At 33.7% G+C, this 14,124-nt stretch carries 12 protein-coding genes; 3 read left to right on the top strand and 9 right to left on the bottom strand.

The genetic code is table 11. From position 1 onward, the window contains the following. Positions 1-195: 195 nt before the first annotated feature. From OQ292_RS04640 to OQ292_RS04655, 4 genes are read right to left on the bottom strand one after another with little or no spacing between them, the layout of a single operon-like run. Positions 196-3,657 carry an efflux RND transporter permease subunit gene (locus tag OQ292_RS04640; RefSeq protein ID WP_284684884.1) on the bottom strand — a complete coding sequence of 1,154 codons (3,462 nt, stop codon included), beginning with the start codon at positions 3,655-3,657 and terminating at the stop codon, positions 196-198. Positions 3,658-3,690: 33 nt separating this feature from the next. Beyond that, on the bottom strand, positions 3,691-4,842 hold the full coding sequence (locus tag OQ292_RS04645) for an efflux RND transporter periplasmic adaptor subunit (protein WP_284684885.1): 1,152 nt from the start codon (positions 4,840-4,842) through the stop codon (positions 3,691-3,693). Positions 4,843-4,878: 36 nt separating this feature from the next. After that, positions 4,879-6,249, bottom strand: coding sequence for a TolC family protein (locus OQ292_RS04650; RefSeq protein ID WP_284684886.1), 1,371 nt, complete (start codon positions 6,247-6,249; stop codon positions 4,879-4,881). A gap of 7 nt (positions 6,250-6,256) precedes the next feature. Next, positions 6,257-6,883: a TetR/AcrR family transcriptional regulator gene (locus OQ292_RS04655; protein ID WP_284684887.1), complete on the bottom strand. Its 627-nt coding sequence runs from the start codon at positions 6,881-6,883 to the stop codon at positions 6,257-6,259. Positions 6,884-7,105: 222 nt separating this feature from the next. Here OQ292_RS04655 and OQ292_RS04660 point away from each other — a divergent pair, with 222 nt between their 5' ends. From OQ292_RS04660 to OQ292_RS04670, 3 genes are all read left to right on the top strand, one after another. Continuing rightward, the gene (locus OQ292_RS04660) at positions 7,106-7,603 is read left to right on the top strand and encodes a hypothetical protein (protein WP_284684888.1); all 498 of its coding nucleotides are present in this window, start codon (positions 7,106-7,108) and stop codon (positions 7,601-7,603) included. Between the two features lie 5 nt (positions 7,604-7,608). Continuing rightward, the gene (locus OQ292_RS04665; RefSeq protein ID WP_284684889.1) at positions 7,609-7,803 is read left to right on the top strand and encodes a hypothetical protein; all 195 of its coding nucleotides are present in this window, start codon (positions 7,609-7,611) and stop codon (positions 7,801-7,803) included. A 148-nt stretch (positions 7,804-7,951) separates the two neighbouring features. Then, positions 7,952-8,674: an FISUMP domain-containing protein gene (locus OQ292_RS04670; RefSeq protein ID WP_284684890.1), complete on the top strand. Its 723-nt coding sequence runs from the start codon at positions 7,952-7,954 to the stop codon at positions 8,672-8,674. Between the two features lie 64 nt (positions 8,675-8,738). Here OQ292_RS04670 and OQ292_RS04675 read toward each other — a convergent pair whose 3' ends face one another. The 5 genes from OQ292_RS04675 to tsaD form a co-directional block, all read right to left on the bottom strand. Then, positions 8,739-10,088, bottom strand: a complete 1,350-nt coding sequence (locus OQ292_RS04675; protein ID WP_284684891.1) for an adenylyltransferase/cytidyltransferase family protein — start codon at positions 10,086-10,088, stop codon at positions 8,739-8,741. An 80-nt stretch (positions 10,089-10,168) separates the two neighbouring features. Then, positions 10,169-10,990, bottom strand: a complete 822-nt coding sequence (locus OQ292_RS04680; RefSeq protein ID WP_284684892.1) for a hypothetical protein — start codon at positions 10,988-10,990, stop codon at positions 10,169-10,171. Between the two features lie 167 nt (positions 10,991-11,157). Further along, positions 11,158-11,757, bottom strand: coding sequence for a YdcF family protein (locus OQ292_RS04685; RefSeq protein ID WP_284684893.1), 600 nt, complete (start codon positions 11,755-11,757; stop codon positions 11,158-11,160). Positions 11,758-12,047: 290 nt separating this feature from the next. After that, entirely contained in the window at positions 12,048-12,836 is a 789-nt protein-coding gene (locus OQ292_RS04690) for an outer membrane beta-barrel protein (protein WP_284684894.1), read from the bottom strand. Positions 12,837-13,037: 201 nt separating this feature from the next. Next, positions 13,038-14,042: a tRNA (adenosine(37)-N6)-threonylcarbamoyltransferase complex transferase subunit TsaD gene (tsaD, locus tag OQ292_RS04695; protein ID WP_284684895.1), complete on the bottom strand. Its 1,005-nt coding sequence runs from the start codon at positions 14,040-14,042 to the stop codon at positions 13,038-13,040. Positions 14,043-14,124: the final 82 nt, after the last annotated feature.

The following is a 14,124-nucleotide window of genomic DNA, read 5'->3' on the forward strand; positions in this document are numbered from 1 at the left end:
CGATTGTATCTTTCAATTTACAAACTAGCTAATAAAAAGACAACTCTTAAAATAGACAGACAAATAAATTTTGGGGAATTTAGCTATTTGTTAAACTTAATAACCAAGTGGTATAAAAAGCCAAAATAATAACTCGTAGAAAAACAAAAAGCCTCTATGTTTCCACAGAGGCCTTTTGTTGCTGTTTTCTTTGCTTTAAGACTGAGGTTTTAGTTTTTTCATACCTTTCATTCTATAGATAATTCTATCTGTTAAAAGATACATAACAGGTACAATTACCAAAGTAAGGAAAGTGGCAAACACAAGACCATAGATCACCGTCCAAGCCATTGGACCCCAGAATGATGCGTTTTGACCACCGATGTAAATATTCGGTTGAAAATGAGCAAACATGCCATAAAAATCTATGTTAAACCCAACTGCCAATGGTACCAAACCTAATACAGTAGTAATCGCAGTAAGTAATACCGGACGCAAACGCGCATAACCACCTTCTACCAAACAGTCTATAAATGTCTCCTTATCCATATGAATGTTTTCGTCTAGATTCATATCTTTTCGCTTTCTCTCTCTAGTCAAATCGATATAATCAATCAATACAATGGCATTGTTTACTACCACACCAGCTAGAGAGATAATACCAACACCAGTCATAATAATAACAAACTGATCGCCAAAGAAACTAAGCCCCAAAAACACCCCGATAAAGCTAAATATTACTGAACCGATAATGATGAAAGGTTTGATTACTGAATTAAACTGAGAAACTAGAATCATGAAAATGGCACAAACTGCAATCATTAATGCTCGTAGCAAGAATGCTTCTGATTCAGCTTGTTCTTCTTGCTCACCTGCAAATTTAAACTCATACCCTTCTCGCATCTCATAGTCTTCTAATAAGTCTTGAATTTGAGTAACAATGCTATTGGCATTATAGCCTTCAATTACGTTTGAACTTAGAGTAACCAATCGATCTAAATCTTTTCTTTTTACCGAGCCGAAAGTAGTACTATACTCCAAATCTGCAATTGAAGAAACTGGTACTTGGTGGAACTTACCCTTATTATCTCTGTAAGTAAGCCTTTGTTCGTATAATGAAGCCACATCGTAACGGTACTTATCTGCCAGCCTCAACTGGATAGGATAATCATCTTCTCCATCTTTAAATTTAGAAACCTCTTTCCCATAAATTGCTGTACGCATAGTACTTGCCAACATTCCTGTTGATAAGCCATATCTTCTGGCTTTTGTTCTGTCAATATTTACAAGAAGTTCAGGTTTACCTGTTTCTAGTTCCAGTGTAAGTCCTTCAATCCCTTGTATGGAAGACTGATCAATTTCGTGCTTTAGCTTTTCGGCTTCTTCGATTAAGGTAAGGTAATCTTCACCTGTAATTTCTATACTAATAGGTGCTCCTACAGGAGGCCCCATTGATTCTTTATCTGTAGATACTTTAATGCCAGGAATAGTTCTAACTGCCTCACCAATTTCTTTAAAAATCTTGCTCGTACTTACTCCATTACGATCTTGATAATCTACAAAACTCACTGAAATTTTACTCTTATGAGGAGTTACATTGCCACCACCATCACCTGTCATTGCCTTTTTGGGGTCGCTGGTTCCTTTGCCAATATTAGAAACAACTGATTTTACGGTTCCGCTATAAGGCTCAAGTACCTTAAATACCTTCTTCTCCATTTCCTTGGTTATTTTATTCGTCTCTTCTACATCTGTACCAAGTGGAGCATCTGCATAAACAAAAACATTGTTAGGCTCTGCGTCTGGAAACAATACAACTTCAGGTAAGTTAGCCCCAAAGAAAAACAGAGAAAAAACTAATATTACAATAGTACCTAAGAAAAACAGGATTGGTCTCACACCAGTTAAAGCAAACCTCAATGTTTCCAAATAATACTTTTCAAGAACAGTAAGCGCAGTATTTTGGAACCAATAAGAGGCTGGTCTGAAAAAATAAGCATTTAACAAGGTGATCCCCGCTGAAAACATTAATAAACTAAATACCAGATAAGTCTCAAAAATGAAGAAGCTTGGAATAGCCAGTGTAATCATTATCAAAGCCAATATAGTTAGCTTCTTTTTCTTATCCGCTGTTTGACTTTTGGTATTATCTACTTTCATAAAGGCTTTAGCCACTACCGGGTTAATTACCAAACCAACAAATAGTGAAGATGATAATACAATGATTAGTGTAATAGGAAGAACTTTCATAAACTCGCCAATCATTCCACCCCAAAATGCCAATGGTAAAAAAGCTGCCAAAGTTGTTAATGTAGAGCTAATAATCGCAATTGCTACTTCACCAACACCTTCTTTTGCAGCCTGTATGTTAGTCATACCTTGCTCTTTGAGCCTGTAAATATTTTCAATAATTACAATGGCATTGTCCACCAGCATGCCCAGCGCCAAAATGAGCGAGAATAGCACCATCATGTTAATAGTATTACCTGTAGCACCCAAAATCAAGAATGACATAAACATGGAAAGCGGAATTGCTATACCAACAAAAAGTGCATTTCTCAATCCCATAAAAAATAGTAGCACAAGAATTACCAGAATCATCCCTGAAATTATGCTGTTTTCGAGATTATCTAACTGCAACTTCATCATATCAGCCTGATTGTTTGTAATTACAATATTCAGACTTTCTGGTAGGTGTTCACCTTTGGCATCTTCCAGCATCTCATTAATCTTCTGATCTGCCTCAATCAAGTTTTCACCTGTTCTTTTTACTACCTGTAAAGAAATTACTGGATAGTTGCCTTTATCTGTAAATTCGCCTGTAGCCAATCTTGCATAGCTATCTCTTTCAACATAAGTATCTTGTACTTCGGCAATATCTTTTAGGTAAATAGTATTTTGTCCTTCAGATTTAACAATGATATTTTCAATCTCTTTAGAATCTTGAAACTCAGCGATTACACGTAAAGACCTTCTAAAATTGTCTGTAAGAATATCTCCACCAGACATTGAAATGTTTTCATTCGCAATGGCACTTTCAATATCACTAAATGTTACCTTACGCGCATCCATTTTAAACAGATCTGCATTAATCTGAATTTCTCTGTCCACAGAACCACTAATATCTACTTTCGAAACCTCTTTTAGCTCTTCTAGCTCATCTTCTAACCACTCTGCATAATCATTTAATTGGTCAATCTCGAAATCACCCGATATATTGATGATCATGATTGGAACCTCAGATACATCTATTTCCTGTACAAGAGGATCATTATCTAAATCGGTAGGTAACTCTTTCTTTGATTTATCAACGGCATCTTTTACCTCTTGTAGCGCTTTAGAGATATCAATATTTTCATTAAACTCAATTACAATTACCGACACATCTTGAGCAGAAGTTGAATTTAACTTCTTCATCCCTTTAATAGACTTAAGCTCTTTTTCTATCGGACGAGTAATGAGGTTTTCTATATCTACCGGAGAGTTTCCTGGATAAGGTGTATTGATGTAAACCGTTGGAATTACCACCTCAGGAAATTGCTCCTTAGGCATTGTGCTGTAGGTGATTGCTCCGAACAACACTAGAATAAATATCAATATAAATACGCTGGTTGAGTTGTTTAGCGAAAAACTACTCAGACCAAATTCGCGGGTTATTTTCTTATTTTCTTCAGCCATGATTTACTTCATGTAAGTTAAAAAATTTGAATATCAGGCATTAGTTACATTATTCACTTCTTCACCATCTACCACCTCGGCATATCCTTTAATAATAACCTTATCTCCTGCTTTAATACCTGACTCAATTACAGTTTTACCTGCATAGGTTTTGCCCGGTTTAACAATCACTTTCTTTGCGAAAAACTTACCGTCTTTAGATTCAAGTGTGTATAAGAATGAATCTCCATTTGTACTTTTCTGAATTAAATGAGAAGGTACAGTTATGGCATCCTCTTTTGTATAATCGTTGATTTTTACAATGGCTAATGTGTTAGGCTTAAGGTAACCTTCTTTGTTTGGTGCTTTCATGTTTATTCTGAAAGTTCTATTTTCAGGATTAATAAACTGACCAACTGCAGAAATGGGTAATTTCATTTCTTCTCCAATTGCTGTAAATGAAACATCTACCTTATCACCTTTTTGCACATCTTTTACATATACTTCAGAAACATCTGCATTAATCTCAACACTGGCAAGATTTACAATTCTGGCAATTGGCTGTTGTGGTGTAGCCATTTCACCAGTATTCATAAAATACTCGTCGAGTGTTCCGCTAATAGGAGCTTTTACATAAGCGTTTGCCAATTGTTCTTTTAAAGATTCTACATTTTTTTCTAAGGCTTCTTTCTCATTTTTTGCCTGAAGATATTGCACTTCTGAACCAATGTTTTGATTCCAGAGGTTTTCTTGTCTTTCGTAAATACTTGTAGCCAAACTCAATCTGGTTTCGGCTTCTTCAATATTCTTTTTTAAGACTTCCGCACTCAACACAGCTATTACTGCTCCCTGATTTACAAAAGCACCTTCTTCATAATTCCTTTTGAGAATTACACCTGAAATTTCAGGATTTACTTGAATATTTTTATTAGACTTAACTTCTCCAGGAACCTCGATAAAGTGATTAAAAACAGAAGTATTAACAGGTTCCACTTCAATAAGCCTAAGCTCTCTTTTTTGAGGGCCATTTAATTCTACAATCTCTGCTTCTAATTCTTTTATTTGCTCTTCTAAAACATCTCTCTCCTCTTTATAAGTGGCAAGAAGCTTTTTCTTCTCTTCTATCGACTCAGATGTTTTTGGACCACCACAACCACCCATAATCAAGCTGGCAACTACTAAAACTTTTATATAAGAATATTTCATGGTATGTATAAATTTCAATTTTTTAAAGCATCTTAATTATTCACTGCCTAACTCACCTATAGCTTTTAGGTAATCAATCTTTGCAATTAGTGCATTGTAAAGCGCATTGTAGTAATTTGTTTGCGCCTGAGTAAGCGATGTTTCAGCATCTACCAATTCGAAACTCGAACCAACACCTTCTTGATATTTGATATTTGACACCCTATAAATTTCATCAGCCAACTCCATATTATCTCTTTCACTATTAAGAATAGTTATATTACTTTCTAAAGCTATTTGAGCCTGTGCTAACTCTGTCTCAATCATATTTTCAATATTCCAACTATTATTTTCTGACTTTAATAGAGTAAGGCGTGCTTGCTCGATTTGATATTTTTTTCTGAGTCCATCAAATATTGGAATACTTAGGGTGAAACCATAATTTCCATTACTAAACCAGTAATCACCAAAATTCATTAAATTACTTATCTCTTGTGCTCCAGAATTAGCACCAATTCCTGCAAATGCATAAAGTGATGGCAAATAGCCTACATTATATCTCTTTATATTAAGCTTATCTAGCTCGATCTGTGTTTGATTAATTGAGTATTCAATTCTGTTATTATAATTAATATCTTCTCTTCCATCAATTTGGAGAAATTCGTCTTTCACATCACTAATTTTACCTTCAAGAGTAATAGGGTCAGATACTTTCATCCCCATTTGAAACTTTAAAAGGATCAAACTTACCTGATTCATCTGTTCAATGTTTGCAAGCTGTGATTTTACATTATTCATATTCACCCTTATCCTGTCCACATCGATTTTTTCAGAAAAACCATTCTCAAACATCGCAGTAGTTTGCCTCAACAGTGTATCTAATCTGTTATAATTTTCCTCAGCTAATTTTAATCGCTCTTCGCTAATAAGCGCATTATAATATGCTTTTGTAACCGCCTCAACTGTTTCAATTTTTGATCTTTCCATGTTTTTTTGTGCTAACTCTTTATAGGTTTTAGCAGCTTTTAAACCTAGAAAAAAAGTACCATCAAAAATTAGTTGATTAAGTGTTACACCAACATTTCCACTAAATCTCACTCCCAATTGTACAGGCACTAATACAGACTCTGATCCTTCAGGATCAAAGAAGTTTTCTGGCAGTAATGTTTTCTGTAAATTATAATTATCAATAAACTGAACTTGACCTGTAATTTGAGGTAAGCCATCTGCTCGTATCTCATTTACACTTGCATCTGCAGATTGCATATCTATGTATGCATTTTTAATAGCAACTGCATTTTGGAGGGCAAACGTCACACACTCTTCCAGTGAGTAAGCAGTACTATTATCATTGTCTTGCGAAAACGTTAAATGGGTTAACAGCAGACAAAAAAGTAATATCCCATTTCTAATTGTGTTTAGATACATCTTAATTTTAGGTTTTCTTTTTCTGACTTTCTCTGTAAGCTTGTATTCTTTCAAATCCTTTTATAGTCGAAATGCCCAATACGAAGTGTTCAATAAACTGAATTTGTATTTCAAAAAAATCGAAATCCTGTAGTGGAAACACCTTAGAATCAAATGCAAACTGAACTTGTTGCATTCTCATTCTAGCCATTATTTCTATATCAAAATCATCTCTAAAAATACCTTCTCTAATTCCTCTTTTCATTGAGCTAATGAGGCTATATTTAAAACAAGACTCTTTATAATACAGATAGACTTCCCATGCTTCGGGATAATGATTTTCTAGGTCTGTTAAAAGTGAAGGGTTTAATGTTCGAAAAAACTTCTTGAAGTACTCAATAGAAATAAAAAGTTCGTCCATTGCATCAACAGACTGTTCAATTTTTTCTTCAATAAACATTCTTTCTTTTTCCAGAAGGCTCTTTACACTTATTGTAACTATTTCATTTTTATCTTTAAAAAATTGATAGATGGTTTTTTTGGAAATAGATAGTTCATTAGCGATATCATCCATTTTTACATTTCTGATACCGTAGGTCCAAAAGAGGTTGCTGGCTGCTAAAATTATTCTTTCTTTTGTATCCAATTTACTCATAGTTTATGATGACAAAACTATGGAAACTCAAAGATATTTTAAAGTTTCCGCCGTAAATTATAGATGAAATAATATAGCTTTTACACAAGAGGTAATTTTGTTATTTAAAGTGAGAAAAGCAGATATAGAAGTAAATGAGCAATGTGGGAAACTCAAACTCTCAGAATTAGCTTGTTTATCATTATACTTGCTACATCATACTAAATAAACAAAGAAGACTACATGAAACATATTAGCTTTAAAAACTCAGTAGATTATTTAAATAAGCTTCGCGGAGTTTTTTACATACTGGTTGGTATTCCTCTCACAATATTTCTGGTGCTATATCTTATTTTCCGACAACATGCATTTACAGCTTATTATGCAACAATGTCAGCTTTGCTAATCAAGATATTGGCAGGAACCTTTCTTATAGCTGGACTTTCATCATTTATTTTCTATTTTAAAAAATTACCAGCAGCTAGAAACGGCAGTAGCTTAAGAAATAAATTAGAACAATATTACCATATCTGTATAACTAAGTTTAGCTGGTTAATGGTTGTTTCATTGTTAAACCTTACTTTTTATTTTTTAACTTCTCATGCTTTTTTTGCTGGTGTTTATATACTCTTATTAATCATGTTTGCCTTGAATAACCCGAGTTATTACAATGTTGTGGGGAACCTTAAATTGAAAAAAGAAGAGCGGGAAATTATGAAAAACAACAGTACTATAAACTAAAAAATATGAATGAGCAGCAAATTTTAAAAGAATTACGCTTTTTAGGAATAGTATTGGCTGTTTACATTTTAATTGGCACCTTGCTAATTTTTTTTGTAGATGCAGCCACAATTACAAGTGTTATTCAGTTGGGCATAGTGGTTATTTTGGTAGTATATATTACCAGAACTATTTTTAACATAATGCAAAAAATGAAGTAATAACAATGCAAATTTATTTAATGCTGAAATATACGAATTCAATCTAATTGAAAAACTTATTATTTTTGAAATAAGTCATCTAGATCCATATCTATCTAACCGTAACTAGCCATTAATTTTATTTTTTAAATAATTAAATCAACAGAAGATGAATAAATTATTGAAACTGGTTTTAGCCAGCCTCATCGGAATTACTGCAATTCCAGCATTTTGCCAGCCGGGTGAGTCGAGCATTATGATTGTAAGTGCTAATGAAACTCCGATTAGAAATGCTAATGATCTAAAGAAAGAAATCCGCAAAGAAAAAATAGTTTATGGAGAAATGACAGACAGCCGTGGTGCTGCTCCTCAAAACTACAAGACAATGACAATTGTTCTTTCTGCACAAAGTGGGTCAGAGATTAAAAAAACCTGGATGGCAGAAAACTTAAATTACCAAATACCAGGTTCTTATGCTTATCAAAATAGTGAAAACTATGCAAGCCAATATGGCAGACTATATACTTTTGAAGCTGCAAAACAAGCATGCCCTCAAGGTTGGCATCTCCCAACTCATGACGATTGGATGTTACTTGCAACCAAGTTTGGAGGTAAAAGATTTGCAGGTGGCTTTTTAAAACAAGGTGGCATTAGTGACTTTGATGCTCAATACGGAGGCCGTATGTATAAGGAGGATGATTATAAAGCTATTGGCAAATATGGTAGCTACTGGGGAGTTGCTGGATTAGATAGCCAAACACCAGTTGAATATGAATTTAATGCAACAAATGCATTGGTAGTAATTAGTAACAGTGGTAATTACGCTGAGTTAGAAAACGTAATTACACCTGAAGTTGCTGTAAGCTGCCGCTGTGTTAAAGATGAAGAATAATACTATTTATAAGCCAATAAAAAAGGTCAGCTAGTTAAAGTAGCTGACCTTTTTTTATAGATTCTTAGATTTTATTTAATTTCCTGATATCGTTGTATTCAAAATCGAAGTCAATTTCAAAACAGCTTACAAACTGTTTCTTCATGGCAACTTTTAAACTTTGAGGATCTTCGCAATAGAATACAAAAGCACCTCCACCACCAGCGCCACAAAGCTTGCCACCTTTTGCCCCATTTTTTAGAGCAAAATCGTACATTTCGTCTAATTCAGGAGTAGTACAAGATGGAGCAAGTTGTTTTTGTGCCTGCCAGTTAGCATCGATTATCTCTGCACATTTATCGAAGTCTTCAGCTAATAATGCATCTGTAAAAGATTTTCCATACTCAGTAAGCTTCTCTATCGCACCTACACCTTCTGGTGTTTTATGATTACGATAAACTTCTTCTACAGCAGTTTGTGCATTTCTTGAGATGGAAGTATGAATTAATAATAGATTTTGTCTGAATTTTTCAAGCGTTTCTCTTGGCACTTCTTCTCCTACAACCTTACCGTAGTCATCACCAAACTCGAAACAATGAAAGCCTCCATAAACTATAGAATACTGATCTTGCCTACCAATAAACCATTGAAGTTCTTTATTTTCAAGATTGAAAAGATCTTCACCAATTTGAGGCAAAGTTTTATTCTCTACATTATAATTTTTGGCACTAATTAGTTCAAGCAGTTTTGCTCCTGTAGAAGTACTTAAGCCACTACCTCTTGGATAACCAGAGAAATTAAAACTACCATTTTTATATTCTATTAGTGGTTTTATTGCCACATTAGAAACATACCCTTTTTTTCCATACATAATATATGGAACATCAGTCCATCCACCTGCAAAATCAATTCTTAGGGGTGCTCTAAAAGCGTAATTGATTTTATTTATAATATTTGTGGTTGAAGTTGGGATGAGTTCTTCGGGTACAACTCTGGATACTGTTTTAGGCTCAATTGAGAGGTCTTTGCATAATGATTTCTTAAAATCGATACCTGAATCATCATCATTAATTACAAACATATCTGGTTGTAAGGCTTCCAAAATGTTCATAAAATCAATTTTACCCTCTCCTAGCTCTTCACCATTTAAAACAGCATAATCCACATCACCAATTGAAGCAACTAAGAATACCCTGTTATTTTCAGGATTTACTGGTCTACCAATTCCTTTTAGTTGTTCTATAATTTTATCTCTACCAACACCTACTACTAGTATATCTCCAAAGTTCTTACACTGATTAAAAAAAACAGCATGACCAGATTGCAATATATCATAGCAGCCCGATGCAAAAACTATTTTTTTATCTTTATTCTCTTTTCTAAGATTTTTTAATTTTTCTTCATCAAGAATTTTAGCTCTAATATTTTCTACCATAAGAAAACTTTATCAAAGTTATTTATTGAGTTATCTTGAGCTAAGGTAAATCGAAATCTTTGGAAAACAAATTTGAGATTTTAGTTACTTTCTGGTATAATAACTGGGCACTCAACTTTTCCTCTACCTCTTCTTGAATTAAATGAGCGACTTCTCCTAATTCTAATTGGGCTTCCAAGCTCAAATTGCAGTTTTACTGAGAAAACACCATATACATCTCCAATTGCAGGATTACCATTGGCAATTACATCATCATCTATTCCATCAGGTCTTATATTCTCATAATATAGTCTAGCTATTTCATTAATTTCATTAGTATTTATTAATGAGGCACTTACACCATCTAACAAATCAGTATTTGTAAATCTTAATGCTCCATCTACAACAATAGATACGGTAGATGAAACTCTAAACCTTAAACCACCACCTATTGGAAAAATCAATGCAGGTGAAGAAACTGGTTGCCCATCTAAATTCCACTCTCGCGACCTCAGCCAAGATTCACCATTAATTTCATCCAAAGTAACATTATGTTCAGGATCAACTTTAGTGATTCCTATGCTAGCTGAAATAAAAGGCATTATTGCTTTTTCTGCAGATGCAGCTAATATTATCCCTGTATAAAACTCGTAATTATCCGCTCTGAAATCTCTATTCCTTTTTGGATTATAATCTTCAGCATAGATCCGATACATACTACCACCAGCTTTAGCATATATGTTAGGTGTGAGCTGATACCAAAATTCAAGATTACCAGCAGCTCTTAAATGACTTATATCAGGAACAGAGACATCACCTGAATATGAAGCTAAGCCTGGGCCAAATGCAACACTCCATTGAGCTTTGAGATTTGAGCTAATAGATAAAAAAAGCAGTAATAAGTAAAAAATTCTTAAGGTCATTAAGCTATGCTTATAAAAAACTTACACAAGAATAGTTAATAAATCTTAAACCTTATTTCTAAATAAGAATGAGATTAATACAATTAATTCTGAAAAAATTATAATGTACCTAAAGCTACTGATTTTCAAGCATCTATAAGAAAGTTAACAAATCTTAATAATTGTTATTAAGTATATCCTAATACTCTATAAACTATAAACCCAAGAACCTCTCTTGATACCCGATAGGTTATATTTAAAGACTCTTCTGTAGGATAAATGCTTTCTAACGGGTTTACATTTAGACTTCCATCACTGGTATAAAAGTCTGTACTAAAGGCATCCACGTTTAAATCAACTTTCTCAAAACATCCCATAGCTCTTTTCATATGAAAGGCTGAAGTAATTAGTAAATGTGTCTCTTCAGGGAATTTTACTTTCAGAATTTCAGCGCTTTCAATAGCATTTTCTCTTGTATTTAATGAGTTTCCTTCAACAAAAATGGCAGAATCTGGAATACCACATTGTACTAATATTTTTTTCATTTGCAATGCTTCACTAATAGCATCTTCATCTTCTAAAAAAGAACCTCCGCTTACTAGAATATTTTCAATTATACCTAAGTCGTATAATTTTGCAGCGTGCAATATTCTATCTGCACCTTGTTTGGTAAATACTCTATCTCTTGGAAGCTTATGTACATCAGTAACTCCACCCAACACAATACCTGTTTTATATTTTTTTGTATAAGCAGAAAATGGTTTGGCTGGAACTTCCCAAGATTTCATAAGAGTTCTAGAAATAATTGGGCAACTACAGATATACAAAAACAAAATTGCACTAATTAACAACCCTTTTCTTACCTTTTTACTCTTTGAGAATAAAGCAACAATTAATAAAAAAAACACCCAAGTTAAGGGCATTACTAACAGATAAACTGTCTTAGATAAAAAATAAAACATAGCTTAAAAAATCTCTTCACTTAACGTGATAAATCTGAGAAATTGATTCCAAAAACAAAAAAAAGAGTATTCCTAAAAAGAAATACTCTAATTGAAATCTATTTTCGAAATTAAATTTAATAGCTATAAAATGGCGGGCATGGCATACTGTTAGATTTTCTACCATTCCCATTTAAGTTAAACAATATCTTTACTGAGAAAATACCATATACATCATTTTTCTCTGGATTACCATTTCCAATAGTTTCGGCACCATTAATCCCATTTGGTCTAATTGTCTCAAAATAATTTACAGCTTCTTGACTAAGTGAAGCCACTTCAATTGTTCGAGTACTAAGCCCATCAAGTAAATCAGAAGTGGTAAACCTTAAGCCTCCATCAGCAACAATAGCAATTCTATCATTCAATCTATATCTTAATCCAATACCCATAGGAACTATAAGTTCTGCACCTGGTATATCTCTACTTTCTGTATTCAATTCTTTTGCATCAAGAAAGACTTTTCCCTGATCAGTGTTCATTGCATATTGAGGGTCATTTGTTGATAAGCCAACACCTGCATAACCAAAAGGCATAAGCTTCCACTCTGGAGCTCCACCAAGCATTAGTGAAGTATAAAGCTCAAAATTTGTCGCTTTAAAATCTCTATTTCTATCTTCGAAAACATCTGTAGCTGCAATTTGATAAATACTAGCTCCCGTTTTTAAGTAGAGGTTTCGATTGAATTGATACCATAGCTCCATATTAAGAGCTGGTCTAATATCATTGAATTTTTCTCCGGATACATCTCCTGAATAGCTTGCAAAGCCGGGACCAATAGCAGCACTAAACTGTGCGAATAAATTTGTAGAAATGCTAAATAAAAATAGTACAATTACAGTTAAAAAAAGCTTCTTATATGTCATAGTTTCTGGTCGAAAAAATTGTTAAATAATAATCGCAAAAAGTTAATTGTGTATGTCGGGAGTACTTACGCACGAATGTGAGAAAAGTTTTTCCTTTCAAAACTTACATAGACAATTACTTAACCAGAAAAAGACATACTCTATTTTTTTGTAACCGATACTACAGAATCTTTAATATATAATCTTTAAAAAACACAAAACTTATAACTTCATTCGTGGCATAGGACTTACATCAGGTTCTGCAAAAAGTTTTTCTTTAAACATAAAATGAGCTGTCATTGCAATCATTGCTGCATTATCTGTACAAAACTCAAAATCTGGAATGTAGACATTCCACCCCATCTTTTCCCCAGTTTCCACAATTATTTTTCTTAAATGAGAATTGGCTGAAACCCCACCAGCAATACCTATTTCTTTTACATGATACTTTTGAGCAGCCTTTGTCAACTGCTCCATTAAAATATTTACCAATGTCGCCTGAACACTTGCACAAATATCAGCTAGATTCTCTTTTATAAAATCTGGATTCTTTTTTACATTGTCTCTTAGAAAATATAAGATAGCCGTTTTAATCCCACTGAAAGAAAAATTTAACTCCCCAGGTGCTTGAACTTTTGGGAAACTATAAGCTTCCGGATTTCCATTTTGAGCATATTTGTCAATTAAAGGTCCACCAGGGTAAGGTAAGCCAAGTAACTTAGCTGTTTTATCAAATGCTTCACCAACTGCATCATCCCCAGTTTCTCCAACAACCTCCATCTGCAAGTGTTTTTTTACCAAAACTAATTGAGTATGTCCACCACTAACGGTTAAACATAGAAAAGGAAATTGTGGCGCTGGTTCTTTTATAAAATGAGCCAAAATATGCGCCTGCATGTGATTAACTTCTATCAAAGGAATTTTTAATCCCATTGCAAGCCCTTTTGCAAATGAAGTACCTACTAGTAAAGCCCCCAATAATCCGGGGCCCCTTGTAAAAGCAATTGCCTCTAGTGCATTTTTATTTACTTTTGCATCTCTTAGTGCTTTTTCTACTACTGGTACGATATTTTTCTGGTGCTCTCTCGATGCAAGTTCTGGAACTACTCCACCGTATTCTTCGTGAACTGACTGAGACGCAATAATGTTACTTTGCATCTGACCATTGACAATTACAGCTGCGGAAGTTTCATCACAGGAAGATTCTATAGCTAGTATTACACTCATAATAATTTAAAATACTCCGGCTTTTTTAAAATAATTTAAGCCAATGCTTCACTTAAATGGTTATTTTGATAAAAAAAAGTCG

It is taken from the genome of Chondrinema litorale, from assembly GCF_026250525.1.
In the GTDB taxonomy this organism is placed as follows: domain Bacteria; phylum Bacteroidota; class Bacteroidia; order Cytophagales; family Flammeovirgaceae; genus Chondrinema; species Chondrinema litorale.

Coding starts and splice junctions, on each gene's coding strand:
- OQ292_RS04675 (WP_284684891.1), bottom strand. CDS start 10,088: ATGGTAGAAAATATTAGAGCTAAAATTCTTGATGAAGAAAAATTAAAA.
- OQ292_RS04650 (WP_284684886.1), bottom strand. CDS start 6,249: ATGTATCTAAACACAATTAGAAATGGGATATTACTTTTTTGTCTGCTG.
- OQ292_RS04655 (WP_284684887.1), bottom strand. CDS start 6,883: ATGAGTAAATTGGATACAAAAGAAAGAATAATTTTAGCAGCCAGCAAC.
- tsaD (WP_284684895.1), bottom strand. CDS start 14,042: ATGAGTGTAATACTAGCTATAGAATCTTCCTGTGATGAAACTTCCGCA.
- OQ292_RS04690 (WP_284684894.1), bottom strand. CDS start 12,836: ATGACATATAAGAAGCTTTTTTTAACTGTAATTGTACTATTTTTATTT.
- OQ292_RS04670 (WP_284684890.1), top strand. CDS start 7,952: ATGAATAAATTATTGAAACTGGTTTTAGCCAGCCTCATCGGAATTACT.
- OQ292_RS04685 (WP_284684893.1), bottom strand. CDS start 11,757: ATGAAATCTTGGGAAGTTCCAGCCAAACCATTTTCTGCTTATACAAAA.
- OQ292_RS04645 (WP_284684885.1), bottom strand. CDS start 4,842: ATGAAATATTCTTATATAAAAGTTTTAGTAGTTGCCAGCTTGATTATG.
- OQ292_RS04660 (WP_284684888.1), top strand. CDS start 7,106: ATGAAACATATTAGCTTTAAAAACTCAGTAGATTATTTAAATAAGCTT.
- OQ292_RS04680 (WP_284684892.1), bottom strand. CDS start 10,990: ATGACCTTAAGAATTTTTTACTTATTACTGCTTTTTTTATCTATTAGC.
- OQ292_RS04665 (WP_284684889.1), top strand. CDS start 7,609: ATGAATGAGCAGCAAATTTTAAAAGAATTACGCTTTTTAGGAATAGTA.
- OQ292_RS04640 (WP_284684884.1), bottom strand. CDS start 3,657: ATGGCTGAAGAAAATAAGAAAATAACCCGCGAATTTGGTCTGAGTAGT.